This window comes from Butyrivibrio sp. X503 (assembly GCF_003625475.1).
In the GTDB taxonomy this organism is placed as follows: domain Bacteria; phylum Bacillota; class Clostridia; order Lachnospirales; family Lachnospiraceae; genus Butyrivibrio.
The window spans coordinates 589,519-605,839 of the sequence record NZ_RAIQ01000001.1 but is presented as its reverse complement, the minus strand read 5'-3'; the positions used below and the strand labels follow the sequence as shown (position 1 = coordinate 605,839).

12 protein-coding genes are annotated in these 16,321 nt (G+C 42.3%); 6 read left to right on the top strand and 6 right to left on the bottom strand.

What is annotated here, in order from left to right; all coding sequences use genetic code 11:
* Window positions 1-14 precede the first annotated feature (14 nt).
* On the top strand, window positions 15-1,214 hold the full coding sequence (locus D6853_RS02740) for a cell wall hydrolase (protein WP_199712992.1): 1,200 nt from the start codon (window positions 15-17) through the stop codon (window positions 1,212-1,214).
* Between the two features lie 3 nt (window positions 1,215-1,217).
* Here the strand turns inward: D6853_RS02740 and D6853_RS02735 are convergent, their stop codons facing one another.
* Complete coding sequence (locus tag D6853_RS02735) at window positions 1,218-1,700, bottom strand: DUF402 domain-containing protein (RefSeq protein WP_120656254.1); 483 nt, start codon at window positions 1,698-1,700, stop codon at window positions 1,218-1,220.
* Window positions 1,701-1,824: 124 nt separating this feature from the next.
* On the opposite strand from D6853_RS02735, the gene D6853_RS02730 reads away from it, so the two are divergent.
* A complete protein-coding gene (locus D6853_RS02730) occupies window positions 1,825-4,332 on the top strand; it encodes a hypothetical protein (RefSeq protein ID WP_207667204.1) in 2,508 nt (835 codons plus the stop codon).
* A gap of 1 nt (window position 4,333) precedes the next feature.
* Window positions 4,334-7,387 (top strand): glycoside hydrolase family 2 TIM barrel-domain containing protein, encoded by a 3,054-nt coding sequence (locus D6853_RS02725; protein WP_120656252.1) that lies wholly within the window; start codon window positions 4,334-4,336, stop codon window positions 7,385-7,387.
* A 79-nt stretch (window positions 7,388-7,466) separates the two neighbouring features.
* On the opposite strand, the gene D6853_RS02720 is transcribed toward D6853_RS02725, so the two are convergent.
* From D6853_RS02720 to murC, 5 genes are all read right to left on the bottom strand, one after another.
* On the bottom strand, window positions 7,467-8,096 hold the full coding sequence (locus D6853_RS02720; protein ID WP_120656296.1) for a lactate utilization protein: 630 nt from the start codon (window positions 8,094-8,096) through the stop codon (window positions 7,467-7,469).
* 67 nt (window positions 8,097-8,163) lie between these two features.
* On the bottom strand, window positions 8,164-9,378 hold the full coding sequence (locus tag D6853_RS02715) for a ribose-phosphate pyrophosphokinase (RefSeq protein WP_120656251.1): 1,215 nt from the start codon (window positions 9,376-9,378) through the stop codon (window positions 8,164-8,166).
* Window positions 9,378-10,361 (bottom strand): ATP-binding protein, encoded by a 984-nt coding sequence (locus tag D6853_RS02710; protein WP_120656250.1) that lies wholly within the window; start codon window positions 10,359-10,361, stop codon window positions 9,378-9,380. Before D6853_RS02710 ends, D6853_RS02715 begins: the two co-directional genes overlap by 1 nt.
* A 128-nt stretch (window positions 10,362-10,489) precedes the next feature.
* Entirely contained in the window at window positions 10,490-11,587 is a 1,098-nt protein-coding gene (locus tag D6853_RS02705; RefSeq protein WP_243108273.1) for a DnaD domain protein, read from the bottom strand.
* A gap of 291 nt (window positions 11,588-11,878) precedes the next feature.
* A complete protein-coding gene (gene murC, locus D6853_RS02700; RefSeq protein WP_120656249.1) occupies window positions 11,879-13,273 on the bottom strand; it encodes a UDP-N-acetylmuramate--L-alanine ligase in 1,395 nt (464 codons plus the stop codon).
* Window positions 13,274-13,529: 256 nt separating this feature from the next.
* Between murC and D6853_RS02695 the strand changes: the two genes are divergently transcribed.
* The 3 genes from D6853_RS02695 to spoVG are packed head-to-tail and all read left to right on the top strand — an operon-like array spanning window position 13,530 to window position 16,241.
* Window positions 13,530-14,798 (top strand): glucose-1-phosphate adenylyltransferase, encoded by a 1,269-nt coding sequence (locus D6853_RS02695; RefSeq protein ID WP_120656248.1) that lies wholly within the window; start codon window positions 13,530-13,532, stop codon window positions 14,796-14,798.
* A gap of 1 nt (window position 14,799) precedes the next feature.
* Window positions 14,800-15,918: a glucose-1-phosphate adenylyltransferase subunit GlgD gene (gene glgD, locus D6853_RS02690; RefSeq protein WP_120656247.1), complete on the top strand. Its 1,119-nt coding sequence runs from the start codon at window positions 14,800-14,802 to the stop codon at window positions 15,916-15,918.
* A 38-nt stretch (window positions 15,919-15,956) separates the two neighbouring features.
* Complete coding sequence (gene spoVG / locus D6853_RS02685; RefSeq protein WP_092247539.1) at window positions 15,957-16,241, top strand: septation regulator SpoVG; 285 nt, start codon at window positions 15,957-15,959, stop codon at window positions 16,239-16,241.
* The last annotated feature ends 80 nt before the right edge of the window (window positions 16,242-16,321 follow it).

Here is a 16,321-nt window from a genome sequence, read left to right as displayed (position 1 = left end):
TACAGTTTGGGGTTATGAAAAAAAGAGGGGTAAAAAAATTAAAAACAGAATATCGCTATGGCATAGTATACAGAGTGCTTCCTCTTTTGCTGATAACGATTTTTATGACGCTTTCTTTTGAGACGGATTCTTATGCAACGGATTCTACCAAGAAACAATTGGAAGAAGCAAAAGAGAAAAAGGCTCAGTCTCAGAATGAACTCGACAGCACAAAAGATAACATTGCTGAGATGAATGAGGAAAAATCTTCATTGCAGGGGCAGCTTGACACTCTGAACAATCAGCTGACGGAAGTAAGTAACAATCTTGAAGCCATCGAAGAACAGATTGAAGATAAAGAGACCGAGATTGAAAACACGCTTGCCGAGCTTGATGCTGCGCGAAAGACAGAAGAAGATCAGTATGCTTCGATGAAAAAGAGAGTTCAGTTTATATATGAAAAACAGAACTTTATCCTTATTGATATGATCCTCGGAGCAACTGATTTTGCTGCTTTTCTCAACCAGAATAATTATATTGAACAGCTCTCTGATTATGACAGAAAGAAGTTTACGGAATATATAGAGACAAGAGAGCTTATTGAGAAAAAAGAAGCAACGCTGGAAGTAGAGCATCAGCAGCTTGAAGAATATCAGACCAGGCAAAAAGCTGAGCAAAGCAGAGTCTCCGGACTGGTAAGCCAGACATCCGGTTCCATCAAGCAATACGCCAATGATATTTCAGATGCCGAATCCAAGGCCCAGGCGCTTGAAGAGCAGATCAAGGCACAGGAACAGGATATCAAGAAGCTTGAAGCCAAGCTGGCGGAAGAAATGAGATTGTCCAAGCTTGCAGCAGCTTCAACCTGGAGAGATATTTCGGAAGTGACATTTGCCGAAGGAGACAGATATCTTTTAGCAAATCTCATATATTGCGAAGCGGGATCCGAACCCTACGAAGGAAAAGTAGCAGTGGGAGCCGTTGTCATCAACAGAGTGCTGAGTTCGGTTTATCCGGATACTGTAGTCGGAGTGATATATCAAAACAGGCAATTTTCACCGGTTGCTAGCGGAAGACTTGCGCTTGCACTTGCAAACGGGAAGGCAACAGCAGCTTGTTATCAGGCGGCCGATGAAGCAATGAAAGGATACTCCAACGTCGGAAACTGTGTATATTTCAGAACTCCGATACCGGGCCTTTCGGGAACCAATATCGGAGGACATGTTTTCTACTGAAATTTAGTTTTGAATTCGGGATTCAATGGGTTTTATAAGATTAGACATACCGTTTTTGTAGATTTCATCAAGGAGTCTGTTCAGTGAGAGCAGACTCTTTTTAAGAAGAGATTCGTCTATAAGCTTTTTTTCAAATGCTTCGGCAAGTTCATCCAGATCGACAACGTTAATTCTGCCGTCGGGATATACAATTACATCTGCAAGGAGATCAATGGTGGTAAGAATGTTGTCAGATTTGTTATAATCATAGGTGACTATGTCGCAATACCAGCAGCATAGAGAACCGTCAGGTTTGAGAAACTTACTAACTTTGTAGCCTTCGTTCAGATACAGGCAGGAATAGCCGTGAGAAAAGTCATGCACCTTTCCCAAGGTTTTCCACTTGGTGACTAATATAGAATCGTTGCATTCGAGTATCACGTCGTCTTTTAGCTTGATGATCTCATTTGGAATGAAGCGCTTACGATAAAGAATGGGATTTTTCATAGTATTCCTTTCCGAATCTATATTATGAAAATCTTACTATTAAAGAAAATGAAAGTCAATTATGCGAGATAATTCAATCAAAAAAACGATAAGTAAAATTGTATATTTTGTGGTGATCTTTCTTTTGACGATAATTATTGTCAGTCATCTGTCCAAAAGTGATCATGCAGACATGACCGCCAAAATGTCTGAGGCGACACTTCCTATAGTTACTGTATTGGAGAGTGGAAAAGAGACTAATACCATGCACGGCTATCTGTCTGATGTTGATGTCGGAAACATCAGAGGTACAGTTGTGCCCCTCGGAGTGGACAGATCTTTGGCTTTTAATATAAAAACCTTCGGAAAAGATGTGACAGAAATCGGATATGAAGTAAGAAGCGTTGACGGCAAGGGACTTGTCGAGAGCACAATGCTTACCGATTACAAAGAGGATAAGGACACTGTTTATGCCAATATTCAGCTAAAGGACCTGATAGATTCCGGAAAAGAATACATGCTGGTTGTTTTTATGAATACGGATATCGGAAAAGCCAAGTATTACACGAGATTTGTGTGGACGGAAGAAGAGTCACGCTACAATGTGACAGAGGAGCTGGATTTTATTCTTCGATTTTCCAGTGCTACTTTTGATGTAAACAAGGCAAAAGAGTACTCTAAGTATCTTGAAACAAGTACCGAGACCGATCACGCCACGCTCAGCAAGGTTAATATTCACAGCACGTTGGAACAGATTACGTGGGGTAAGTTAAAAGAAATGATAGTAGACCACACGGAACCTGAAATCTATATTACGGATCTTCATGAGCAGACAGGCAGCTACGAGCTTAAATATAAAGTAAGCGTTAAGGATGGTTCGACTGTAAGCAGTTACAATGTTGTTGAGGACTTCAGAGTCAGACACACATCTGACAGAATGTATCTTCTTGATTATGAGAGGAGCATGGATTATATATTTGATTCCGAGACATATTCCATTGGTCCGAACTCAATATATCTTGGAATATCGGATCCCGACATAGAGTTTAAAGAAAGCAGCAGCGGAAGTGCATTTGCTTTTGTTAATTGCAACAGACTTTATGCTTTTAACAATACAGAGAATAAGCTTGCTTATCTTTTTGGCTTCTATGATGAGGACAACGATGATGTAAGAACAAGATGGAACAGAAACAGCATCAAGATACTTAAGATTGATGAGGCGGGGAATGTTAAATTTGCCGTTTCGGGATATATGAACAGAGGCATACACGAAGGATGCACGGGAATTGCCGTGTATGATTACGATGCTGCGATCAATGCCGTAGAAGAGCAGGTATTTATCGAAAGCAATAAGTCTGCGGAGGTAATCATAAACTATGTCGACAAGCTTGCATACGTTAGCAGCAACGATATTTTTTATGTGATGCTTGATCAGAATATTTATGAGGTGGATCTTCTTGACAGAACAGCAAAAGCGGTTGTTGAGGATATCGGTTCCGGAACTTATAAGGTATCCAAGTCCAAGAATGTCATAGCTTGGCAGGGTGAAGATCTTAATTCGCTCAATATAATGAATCTTAATACAAGGGCGATCACTCCGGTTGAGGCCAATCCCGGAGAAAATATCATTGTTCTTGGATTTAGGGGCGAAGATCTTGTATACGGAACGGTCAATCCCGCAGATATCCAAAACGATCAGATGGGTAATCCGATTTATGCGATGTACAGCATGAAGATTCAGGACAGTGACGGAAATATTCTGGAAGACTATCACATAGACGGAGTGTATATCACCAGCGTAGAGATTCGCGGCGATATGATAAATCTTTCAAGAGTGGTCAAAGATGCAGAGACAGGCATGTATGTTCCTACTTATGATGATCCTATAACTTATACTTTGCCTGCGGAAAAAGGAAGCAACACGGTCGGAACTGTTGCTGATGAAGTATATGATAAGGTGTCCCGCATTATGACCAAGAGTGAGATTAAGGTCAAGGAATTAAGAGTACTTACTCCAAACCTTACCCTTTATGAGGGAGACAGGAATGTAGAAGTATCTTTTGACAGAGATATAGAAAAGAATCCGCTTTATTATGTATATGATATTTCCGGAGGGGTTAAGGTATATCCCGATGCTTCCTCGGCGGTCATTGCCGCAGAGAAAAAATCCGGAGTTGTTGTCGGCGACAGAAATAATTACGTTTGGTACAAGGGCAACCGAAAAGCATCCAATCAGATCATGGATATAACAAGGAGAGCAGAAGCTTATGAAGATATGCCATCCAAGGATTCCACAGCGGTCTGCTTGGATCTGATGCTTCAATTTGAGGGTGTAAACAGAAATGTTGAAGCGCTTATTTCGGGAGGTGAGAGTGTCAGACAGATTCTTGAAGAGTCTCTTCCCGATGTGGAGGTAATAGAACTGAGCGGATGCTCACTTGATTCGGTACTTTATTATGTCAATAAAGAGACTCCCGTTATGGCGATGATGAGCAACGGTGGATCCATGCTTATTATGGGATTTAATGACCAGAACACGGTCGTTGTAGATCCCAAGACGGGAAACTGGTATAAATACGGAATGAACGATTCCAAGAAGCTGTTTGAAGAAAACGGAAATCATTTTATCACCTATCTTAGGGAGGAAAAATAAAATGAAGGATTTCGACTTTGGTATGGTAAAAGACCCGAAGATATTTAAAGAAGGAGTTTTGCCTGCGCATTCCGATCACAGAGCGTACGCTTCTTTGGATGAGCTTGAAGAGGGTGAAAGCTCTCTTGTCGTGTCTTTAAACGGGCTGTGGAAATTCCACTACGCCAAAGAATACTGGGCGGCCATACCGGGGTTTGAAAAAGATTCTTTTGATTGCAATTCATGGGATGATATTAAAGTTCCGTCCCATATTCAGCTTGAGGGATACGATATTCCCGCTTATATCAATTATCAATATCCATGGGACGGACATGAGGATATTAAGCCGTTTGATATCCCGACTAAGTTTAATCCCGTGGGAAGTTATGTTAAATATTTTACGTTGCCGCTTCTTTGGAAAGACAAAGAAGTGCATGTCGTATTTGACGGAGTAGAGAGCGGTTTTGCGCTGTGGCTTAACGGGGAATACGTTGGCTACAGCGAAGACTCTTTTACCCCTTCTGAGTTTGATCTTACGCCTTATCTCAGAGACGGTGAGAACAAGCTTTCCGTTCAGGTGTTTAAGTACACAAGCGGAAGCTGGTTCGAAGACCAGGATTTCTACAGATTTTCAGGCATCTACAGAAATGTTTTCTTAAAGCTTATTCCCGATTCACATCTTGAAGATATTAAGGTGAGGACTCTTTTAAATGATGATTTTTCAGAGGCAGAGCTTGAAGTTACGCTTAAGTTTAATGCAAATATCGGAACAACGGATTACGTGCTTCTAAGAAACAATCATAAAGTATTAAAAGGAACTGTCGATAATGACAAGACAGTTGTGATAAGTGAAAACGTACATGAACCTAAACTGTGGAGCGCGGAAGATCCGCAGCTTTATCAGCTTGTTTTGTATGTGAGCGGCGCAGATGATGAGATCTGTGAAGTCGTAAAGCAAAATGTCGGTTTTAGAAAGTTTGAGCTCAAAGACGGATTGATGCTCATTAACGGAAAAAGAATAGTCTTTAAAGGCGTTAACAGACATGAGTTTTCCTGCGATAAGGGAAGAGTTGTTTCCGATGAGGATACTCTTTTAGATATCATTACGATGAAGAGAAACAACATCAACGCCATAAGAACCAGTCACTATCAGAATTCAGCAAGGATTTACGAGCTATGCGATATCTACGGACTGTACATGATCGCAGAGAATAACATGGAGACACACGGAACCTGGACGTATACATGGGATGATGAAGAGCGAAGGGAAAATGCGCTTCCGGGGGACAGACAGGAGTGCCTTCCGGCGCTTCTTGACAGGGTTAACTCGACATATCAGCTTGATAAGAATCACCCGAGCGTGCTTATCTGGTCTATCGGGAATGAGTCTTATGGCGGAAAAGTTCCGTATGAGATGAGTAAGCTTTTTAGAGAGCTCGATCCTGACAGACTTGTTCATTACGAGGGTATATTTAACGATAGAAGATATAATGACACGAGTGACATGGAAAGCCGGATGTATGCCCCAGTAAAAGATATTGAGAAATATCTTTCGGAGCACGATGACAAGCCGTTTATATGCTGCGAGTACATGCACGCGATGGGTAACTCATGCGGCGCAATGTTTAAATATACCGACCTTGCGGACAGAGAGCCTCGCTATCAGGGCGGCTTTATCTGGGATTATATCGATCAGGCGATAAGGAAAAAGAACAGATTCGGCGAATACTACATGGCTTACGGCGGCGACCATGGTGAGAGACCGACCGATTATAACTTTAGCGGAAATGGAATAGTTGACGCGAACAGAGAGCCTTATGCAAAGATGCAGGAAGTTAAGTTTAACTACAGGGATATCAAAGTCTTTGTTGAGGATTATAAGGTTAAGATCATTAATAGGAGTCTTTTTACCGGAACATGGGAATATGACTGTGTTGTGATCCTTGAAAGAGACGGAAAAGAAGTTATGAGAAAGCTCATGGCAACCGACGTTCCTCCTCTTTCCGAAAAAGAGTATGATCTTCCGGAGTCTGTTGTAAATAAGCTAATGGTAACAGGCGCGGGAGTATTTGATGAGAACGGTCCGTTCCCGCTTGATGAATATGTAGTGACCGTATCTTTCAGACTGCGCGACGATACGTTGTGGGCCGATAGAGGACACGAAGTATCTTTTGGGCAGGGAGTGTACAGAAATGCAGCTGCTACGTATATTACATGCAGTTCTATAGAAGTAATAGACGGAAAGTTCAACATAGGAGTAAAAGGAAAAAATTTCTCGGTTCTTTTCTCCAAAGACAAAGGAAATATTGTTTCTTATAACTATGCGGGGAAAGAGTTTATAGAGGGAGTTCCGAGGCCAAACTTCTGGAGAGCGCCGGTTGATAACGACCGTGGAAACAAAGAGCCTCAGCGCTATGCACAGTGGAAGGTAGCAAGCTTGTACGCTATGTCACAGCTTGAAGATGTGGATAGTGACGAGAATTCCGTATCTGTAAGCTATAGGTTCACACTTCCCACCACGCCGGAAGCTTCAGTGCTTGTGACTTATACGGTTACCGGCGATGGAAGAGTATGGATAAAAGAGGAATATGAACCGGTAGAAGGACTTTCCGAAATGCCTGAGTTTGGTATGCTGTTTAGGTTAAATGCGGATTATGAGAATGTGCATTATTATGGAAGAGGTCCCAAAGAGAATTATGCAGACAGATGCATGGGCGCAAGACTCGGACTTTTTGAGACGACTGCCACAGAGTCTGTAGAGAAGTATCTGCGTCCTCAGGAAACAGGAAACAGAGTTGATGTAAGATGGGCAAAAGTTACGGATAAGGACGGAAGAGGATTGGTATTTGAAGCTCCCGATACGATGAACTTCAGTGCGATTCCTTACACGCCGGAAGAGCTTGAAGCAGCCGCTCATCCGTATGAGCTTCCGAGAGTCTGCAAAACGATCGTAAGATGCAGCATGATGCAGATGGGAATAGCGGGAGATGACAGCTGGGGATCGAGAACACATGAAGAGTTCCTGCTTCCGGGTGATAAACCGATTTCATTTATTATGAGTTTTAAAGGAATATAAATAATAAAAAACGCGGGAATGATCATAGATCATTTCCGCGTTTTATAATGCAATTATTTCTATAAATATTAGTTCTTTATCAGAATCCAAGATTATCATTAACCAGGATTACATGAATTCTGTCCGCATGCTTGGAAAAACGAGTAATAAGGAACTGACAGCAGATAGTGTCTGGCGATTTACAATTCATGCAAGAACCGGTCTTTGCACAAGGAGTGGAGAGACCAAAGCGTTGTGCATTTATCGGAGCAGCAACGTTTCTTGCTCTCTTCATGGCACCGTCGACATCGTCGCATACCTTGTTCATTCCGACTATAAATACAACCTTCTTGGGACCCTGGGCAATCGCAGATACACGATTGGCATTGCCGTCAATATTTACAAGGATTCCGTCCTCAGTCATGGCGTTGGCACTTGAAAGGAATACATCGGCGTCGTATGCGGCGAGCATTGCAGCACGCTTGTCAGCCATCTCGTTTCTGTCGATAAAGTTGTAATTGCCTTTTTTAAGAGCATCTACAAGTCCGATCTCAACTGCACTCATGGCGCCGCCCATAGTTACTGTGCTGTTTTCGGGAATTATGCTAAGTGCGATCTTAAGAGCTTCCTCTTTGTCCTTGGCATAATAACCTGTCATATTACGTGATTCCAGTCCGCTTATAACTTTCGTGGATAAGAGATCGTTCCTCTTAGTAATGTTTTCATTTATTGCCATAAGAACCTCCCATCAATGATCCCGGCGCTTGCCCGCCGAAATGAAGTTTAGCCGGTTACGATCAGATCTTCTTTTCTGCCTCAAGAGAAGCTCTGAGTTCTCCACTGTTGTATCTCTCAATGATGTTGTTGATACGCTCAACAGGATTGAGAAGGTCACTTATTGAAGCATCGTGGTTAAGTGTATCGATGAGGTAAGCGATGTACTTACTCATATCGCAGCTGATATACCATTCACGAGAGAGAAGCTCAGGTGTCTGATATACAAGGTTAGTTGTGAATACTCTGTCGATAAGGCCTTCTTCGTAAGCTTTATCAAATGCTGCAAGTCCGCCTGTGAAAAGACCGAATGTAGAGAATGCATATATTCTTGCAGCTTTACGCTGTTTAAGTGCTTTGGCAACATCGAGTATACTCTCTCCGGAGGAGATCATATCATCAACAATGATAACTGATTTGCCTTCAACGCTTGTTCCGAGGAACTCATGCGATACGATGGGATTTCTTCCGTCAACTACCTGTGTGTAGTCACGTCTCTTATAGAACATTCCGACATCAAGCCCAAGGACGCTGGCAAGGTAGATTGCTCTGCTCATACCGCCTTCATCGGGTGAGATTACCATCATGTTGTCCGAATCGATCTTAAGATCCCATACGTTTCTGAGAAGGGCTTTAATAAACTGATATGTTGTTCTTACGGTTTCAAAACCATTAAGTGGAATAGCATTTTGAACTCTCGGATCGTGTGCATCAAAGGTGATAATGTTATCAACACCCATGTTAACAAGCTCCTGAAGAGCAATTGCACAGTCGAGAGACTCTCTTGAACTTCTTTTGTGCTGTCTTGATTCATAGAGGAAAGGCATGATAACAGTGATTCTTCTTGCTTTTCCACCGACAGCAGCGATTATTCTTTTAAGATCCTGATAATGATCATCAGGAGACATATGATTTTCTTGTCCGAAAAGAGAATAGGTTTGTGAGTAGTTACATACATCTACAAGCAGATACAGATCGTCACCGCGAACGGATGCCTTAATTACACCCTTTGCCTCGCCCGTTCCGAATCTCGGAACTTCGGCATCGAGAATGTAAGAGGGGCGCTCATAACCTGTAAAGGCTAAGCTTCCTTTGTGTTCGTTCTCTCTTTCTGCTCTCCATTTTACGAGGTAGTAATCGACTTTTTCCGCTAAAGGTTTAACTCCCTTAAGTGGAATGATTCCTAGGGAACCTACAGGAATAGTTTCCAGATTACGTTTCTCTTCTCTTTTTGGCATTACTGAAAATCCTCACTTTCTTTTCTGGCAATCTTTTTGATCTTACGAATGTCCTGTCCGGTTAATTTAAGAAGCGTGTAGTTACTTGTTACTCGCGAAAAGATTCTATCCGAATAGGTTGCCTGTAATTCTTCAAGAGAAAGGTTAGTAGTAATGATAGTAGACTTTTTCCTCAAATCTCTCTCATTGAGGCATGAAAAAAGCTCAGATGCCACAAAGCTGTTGGTGCGCTCTGTTCCGAGATCGTCAATTATCAGCAGTTCGCAATTGTATATATCCTCGTATATACCCTTAAGCTCCTGCTTGTTGCGATAGTCGAATGAGTTCTCGGCCAGAAGCTCAAACAGTCCGGAAGAACTAAAATAGATCACCGAATGACCTTTCTTGAGCAATTCGTTGGCAACACATGTAGACAGGAATGATTTGCCAACACCAACTGTACCATAAATGAATAGATTTTGGTAGTCGGAGTTAAAATTATTTATAAATTTTTCTGAAACCGCGACAGCACCCTGAAAGCGCTTTAAATCCTCGCCCTGATAATATTTCTCGGTGAGGAGTTTGAAGTTGGCGGTCTTAGCCAGAGCTTTAAGATTGGAACGGTCATAGAGAGTTTCTATGATCTTTTGTTTGAAACAGTGACATTTTTCGTTGCCGATATAGCCGGTATCCTTGCAGTCACTGCAGGTATAACCCATTTCAAGATAATCGTCCGAAAAACCTGCTTCCGTCAAAAGAGTCATCTTTTGGCGAGCAAGTTCTTCAAGTTCACGTTTAAGTGCACTTTTATCCAGTCGCTCTCCGGAGAGAAGTCTTCTTCCGAAATTGACACTGGCGGTTGCTGTTTTGTCCTCGAGCTCTTTGTAGCCCAGAACGGTCTCATATACGTAGCGTTGTCTCTCTTCAAGCTCTTGCCTGTGGAGTGCACGTCTTTCTTCATACTCATGCATTATTTCATCAAATTGAGCGTTGGTTAATGCCATGTGATTCTCCTCTTAGCACAAAGTTATGCCCTGCACGTGTTTTGGGGAAGGCTGTGTGCCGCCGCCAAACCAAAGTACAGGGCTTGCTTTTGTGTAACTCTTACCGATTCCCCAACCGAATAAGAGCCTTAATTGTCCAGAAGTTTCTTTTCGAGTTCGGCAAAATCATATGTGTTCTGCTGGAACTGATTGAAACGGTTCTGGGCGCCGCCGTGGCGAATATATGATTCGTCAGAGCGGAGTTTGCTGTCAATGGATGACACGGAAGCCTTCGATTTCTTCTTGCGAAGATCGGCGGTAAAGTCAGCATCTAATCTGGCAATATCCTCCCTATTTTTTACCTTACTTTCATGCCAGCTTCGAAGAATGCCGTCGCAGTATCTAAGGCGATTCTTCTGTGTAGCCAGAACAGTGCGGTCGCAGGCTTCCATGATAATATCCATTGAAAATCCCAACTCCCCACGCCAGGAACGGATGAAGTTTCCTTCCTTTTCAGTAGGGCTGTTTTCCATACCGAGTGCTTTCATGATCTCGACGATTTCGGGATCACGTTTGTAATTTTCCACGCGAGCCTGTTTTGGCGTTTTGATGCCTTGCTGAGCCCAGTTTATAGCCACCTTTTCTACATACCGGAAATCAGCTTTATGATTATCGACGCAGTATTGCATCAGATAGTCCAAAAGATCATCGGAAAACTTCAGTTCATCCTTTATATAGAACAGTGTCATGATCTCTGTTGAAGTAAGAGGTCTGTTGAAATACTGTTCTGCAGGAAAGAGAATGCTTGACTCCGAAGACTGCTTGAAAGAACGAAGCTGCGCTGCAGAGTAGCTTGGCTTTTCCGGAATGTTGCCATGTGCTTCCGATTTAACGGAAGAGACAGGCTTAAGAACGGTCTCGCTCTTTCTGGCGGAAGGTTTCACGGGAGATGCTATATCTTCCATGTGGATGCCGGTGAGATTGCCCATGGCATCATGCTCCAAGCTGATAAGCTCTTTCTTTTCCCAGTATTTAAGTGCTCGTATTACATCCTTTTCTGTATGGTTAAATTTATCTGCCAGAGCCGAAACGCTGGTAGGTAAATTCGCATTCATCATCCTCAGCAAATAAAGGTAGATCTTGATCTGCGCATCATTTGCATCTTGCATGTATTCATCAATAAATATATTGGAAACATTCGTAGAATCCTCCCCAATATTATGACTTATAGTTACACGCCCCATCATCTTAAATAATCACCTGCTTTACTTTTTCATCACAGGTTCGATTATAGCATGGTGATTTTTTAAAAGATATGGAAAAAGTGACGAAGAAATCCAGTGGCAGAGCGACTTTCGGGATTTCGAAGTTCTTTGTGGACAATGTGGATAACGTGGATTATTTATTGGCCCGGATATAAAAAACAGCCAAACCGCCTATATGCTCGAAGTAATTGCCTGAGCACAAAACGATTGGCTGTTATCCACCAAAAAAGATTTACATATATTCCAAACTAAAAGTGGATATGTGGATAAGTCTTATTTACCGAGGAGCTCATCCCCGATTTTAACGACATCTCCGGCTCCCATGGTTATCAACAAATCTCCTTTAGTGCAATTTTGCAAAAGAAATTTTTCGATTTCTCCAAAGCCCTGAACAGTAGGAAAATAATTGCATTCATGGCCGAGTTCAACTATCTTGTCACGAAGAGTTCTGGAGCTGATTCCGAGGTTGTCGGTTTCTCTTGCGGCGTAGATATCTGCAAGGATTACATGATCCGCGAGAGAAAGGGCGTCCGCAAACTCATTTAAAAGAGCTTTTGTCCTGGTATAAGTATGAGGCTGGAATACGCACCATATCTTATTGTGAGGATAATTCTGAGCTGCTGTAAGTGTTGCCTTGATCTCGGTAGGATGGTGAGCATAATCATCGATAATGGTAACGCCGTGAATATCTCCCTTGTGTTCAAATCTGCGGCTTGTTCCGCCAAAGAGAGAAAGCGCGGTGATCATATGGTCTTCATCAATTCCGAGAACGTTGCTGACTGCGATTGCCGCAAGTGAGTTATACACGTTGTGGATACCCGGAACCGCGAGCTTTATATCAAGTACCTTTCCTCCGGGCATATGCGCCATGTAGGAAGGATTGCCCTTTTCGTCGTAAGTAATATCCGTAGGATAGTAGTCAAAAGAATCTTTGGAACCGTAGGTGATTATGGAGCATGACAAACCTTCCGTGATCTCACCCACATTGTCGATGTCACCGTAAATTACAAGAGTACCGTCATCCGGAAGAAGTGCGGCAAATCTTTTAAATGAATGTCTGATGTCATCAAGGTCTTTAAAGAAATCAAGGTGGTCCGCATCAATATTTGAAATGACACTGATCTTGGGGAAAAAGCTAAGGAAGCTGTTTGTGTATTCACAGGCTTCCGTTACAAAAAAGTCTGAGTTTCCGACTCTGATGTTTCCGCCGATATCCTTGAATACTCCGCCGATTGAAAGCGTGGGGTCTGTGCCGGCTTCAAGAAGGATCTTGGAAAGCATGGATGTTGTTGTTGTCTTTCCGTGAGTTCCGCTGATCGCAACGGGGAGCTTGTACTCCTTCATGATCTGTCCGAGGAGTTCGGCTCTTGTGAGCATAGGGATTCCCGCATCCTTTACTGCTATAAATTCCGGGTTATCCGGGTGAACTGCCGCAGTGTAAACAACGACATCTATATGTTCGGAATTTTCTATATTTTCTGCACACTGCCCGTAAAAAACCGTGACTCCGTTATCGCTTAGAGTCTTGGTCATAGCAGATTCTTTTGAATCGGAACCTGATACCTTAAAACCTTTTTCAATGAGAATATGTGCTAGTCCGCTCATGGAAATTCCGCCGATTCCCATAAAATATATATGTACGGGCTTATTGAAGTCTATAGTGTACATGATAATCCTCGTTTCCTTTTTTCCTGATTAATAATAAAGATATAACGGAATATATTCTAACACTTATTTAATTAAAGTCAAAAATTAAATAAAGAAGTGATTAAGCGAAAAAACAAACAAAACAGTATCATATTTAGCTTAACAATGTTATACTTTTATATATAAAAGTATCTTTTTTCTTATGTAAGACATACAGTTAGTTTGGTGAATCAATTACATCATAGTATATGGCTTGAATTGCAACATGAGGTGGAACATGATAAAGAAAGAAATGATCGCCATGCTACTGGCAGGGGGCCAAGGTAGCAGACTCGGAGTGCTGACAGCCAATATGGCTAAGCCGGCAGTATCTTTTGGGGGAAAGTATAGGATAATAGACTTTCCGCTTAGTAATTGCATTAATTCCGGAGTGGACACTGTGGGAGTCCTTACACAATATCGTCCGCTCAGACTTAATTCTCACATTGGAATAGGTATACCGTGGGATCTGGATCGTAATTTTGGTGGAGTAACCGTACTTCCTCCTTACGAAAAGAGCGCCAACAGTGAGTGGTATACCGGTACCGCCAATGCTATTTACCAGAATCTTGAATACATGGAAAATTATGATCCGGATTATGTGTTGATCCTCTCTGGAGATCACATTTATAAGATGGATTATGAAACCATGCTCGATTTTCATAAATCAAGTAACGCTGACGTTACTATCGCAGTTATGCCTGTGCCCATCGAGGAAGCTTGCAGGTTCGGAATCATGATAACCGACGAGAACAAGAGAATCGTCGATTTCGAGGAGAAACCCGAGCATCCCAGAAGCAATCTTGCTTCCATGGGTATCTATATCTTTTCATGGGAAGTTCTGAAAAAAGCTCTGATAGATAACAGAGACCTTCCGGGACTTGATTTCGGTAAGCATATTATTCCTTATTGTAAGGAAAACGGACAGTCTCTTTTTGCTTACGAATTTGACGGTTATTGGAAGGATGTCGGAACGCTGACATCATACTGGCAGGCCAACATGGAGCTTATTGATATTGTTCCCGAATTCAACCTTTACGAAGAATATTGGAAGATCTATACTTCGAGCGGAATTCAGCCGCCTCAGTATTTAGGACCCGACAGCGCTATGGAGAGGTGCATAGCCGGCGAGGGATGCGAGATATACGGAAAAGTATACAACTCCATCATAGGTCCCGGTGTAAAGATAGGAAAAGACACTGTGGTCAGCCACTCCATAATAATGAATGAAACGGAGATCGGGGAAGGCTGCAATATTGAAAAGGGCATAATAGCCGAGAAGGTTAAGATAGGAAACAACGTGCACATAGGTGCGTTTGAGGAAAAGCCCAACGAGACCAAACCGGGTATTTATTGCGAGGGAATCTGCACTATCGGAGAGAAGTCGGTAATACCCGACAATGTAACCATCGGAAAGAACACAATGATCTCCGGAAAGACGGCACCGGAGGATTATCCGGACGGTGTGCTTGACAGCGGACGATCGCTAGATAAGGCAGGTGATTGACATGAGGGCGATTGGCATTATTTTAGCGGGCGGAAGCAGTAGCAGGATGCAGGAGCTTTCTAAGAAAAGAGCTGTCTGCGCAATGCCTGTTGCGGGCTTTTACAGAAGTATCGACTTTGCGCTAAGTAACATGACGAATTCACATATACAAACGGTTGCGGTATTTACTCAGTACAACGCAGGAAGCCTTAATTCACACCTTAGCTCCTCCAAGTGGTGGGACTTCGGAAGAAAGCAGGGCGGATTGTATGTATTCACTCCGGCTGTTAAGGCATCCGGAAATCTGTGGTACAGAGGAACAGCCGATGCGATAGCTCAGAACCTTGATTTTCTTAGAAGCTGCCATGAACCGTATGTTGTGATAACATCCGGCGACTGCGTATATAAGATGGATTTCGGTAAGCTTTTGGAATATCACATACAGAAGCAGGCGGATATAACCGTTGTGTGCAAAGATATGCCGGCATCTTTTGACACCGAGAGATTCGGAACGATCAAGATGAACGAAGAGAGCAGGATTGAAGACTTTGAAGAGAAGCCTGTAGTATCAAGATCCAATACCATTTCCTGCGGTATATACGTAATCCGAAGAAGACAGCTTATAGAGCTTATAGAAAGAGCTGAGGAAGAAGAAAGATACGACTTCGTAAGAGATATCCTTGTAAGGTACAAGGATATGAAACGTATCTACGGATACAAGATAAAAGAGTACTGGAACAACATTGCTTCGGTTGAAGATTATTTCAGGACCAATATGGATTTCCTAAAACCCGAAGTAAGAGAGTACTTCTTTAGAGAGTATCCCGGAATCTACACCAAGATAGTAGATCTTCCGCCGGCCAAGTACAACGTCGGAGTTAACGTTAAGAACAGTCTTATCTCCAGCGGATGTATCATAAACGGAACAATAGAAGATTCGGTTATATTTAAAGGAGCATTTGTAGGTAATAACTGTTACATTAAGAATTCTATCATCTTGAATGATGTTTATATCGGCGACAATACACACATAGAAAACTGCATTGTAGAAAGCCACGGTACGATCCAAGCGAACTCGTACTACAAAGAAGATAACGGCATCAAGATAGTGGTAGAAAATAATGAACGCTATGTAATCTAGTTTTTTCTAGATCAGATTAACCAAGAGGGGGTTACACGATGAAAATTACAGACGTCAGAGTAAGAAAGGTTACCAAGCAGGGCAAAATGAGAGCAGTTGTATCTGTTACATTTGATAATGAATTCGTTGTTCATGACATCAAAGTAATAGAAGGCGAGCGAGGCTTGTTCATCGCTATGCCGAGCAAGAAGTCTACGGACGGCGAGTACAGAGACATAGCTCATCCCATCAATTCGGATACCAGAAAGGTCCTGCAGGATACGATCCTTGAGGCTTACGATAAAGCCGCTGTCGAAGAGGGCGAGGAAGAGCCTGTATTATAAAATTGAAAATATAAGCATAAAAAATAGGCTGATGCTGAAGATAGAATCTTCAAGCACCGGCCTGTTTTTTTAGCTTTGTT

Bases quoted from the DNA above. Each gene is read 5' to 3' on its own strand.
- D6853_RS02725 (WP_120656252.1), top strand. From the start codon at position 4,334: ATGAAGGATTTCGACTTTGGTATGGTAAAAGACCCGAAGATATTTAAA.
- D6853_RS02715 (WP_120656251.1), bottom strand. From the start codon at position 9,378: ATGCCAAAAAGAGAAGAGAAACGTAATCTGGAAACTATTCCTGTAGGT.
- D6853_RS02735 (WP_120656254.1), bottom strand. From the start codon at position 1,700: ATGAAAAATCCCATTCTTTATCGTAAGCGCTTCATTCCAAATGAGATC.
- spoVG (WP_092247539.1), top strand. From the start codon at position 15,957: ATGAAAATTACAGACGTCAGAGTAAGAAAGGTTACCAAGCAGGGCAAA.
- D6853_RS02710 (WP_120656250.1), bottom strand. From the start codon at position 10,361: ATGGCATTAACCAACGCTCAATTTGATGAAATAATGCATGAGTATGAA.
- D6853_RS02705 (WP_243108273.1), bottom strand. From the start codon at position 11,587: ATGATGGGGCGTGTAACTATAAGTCATAATATTGGGGAGGATTCTACG.
- D6853_RS02695 (WP_120656248.1), top strand. From the start codon at position 13,530: ATGATAAAGAAAGAAATGATCGCCATGCTACTGGCAGGGGGCCAAGGT.
- glgD (WP_120656247.1), top strand. From the start codon at position 14,800: ATGAGGGCGATTGGCATTATTTTAGCGGGCGGAAGCAGTAGCAGGATG.
- murC (WP_120656249.1), bottom strand. From the start codon at position 13,273: ATGTACACTATAGACTTCAATAAGCCCGTACATATATATTTTATGGGA.
- D6853_RS02740 (WP_199712992.1), top strand. From the start codon at position 15: ATGAAAAAAAGAGGGGTAAAAAAATTAAAAACAGAATATCGCTATGGC.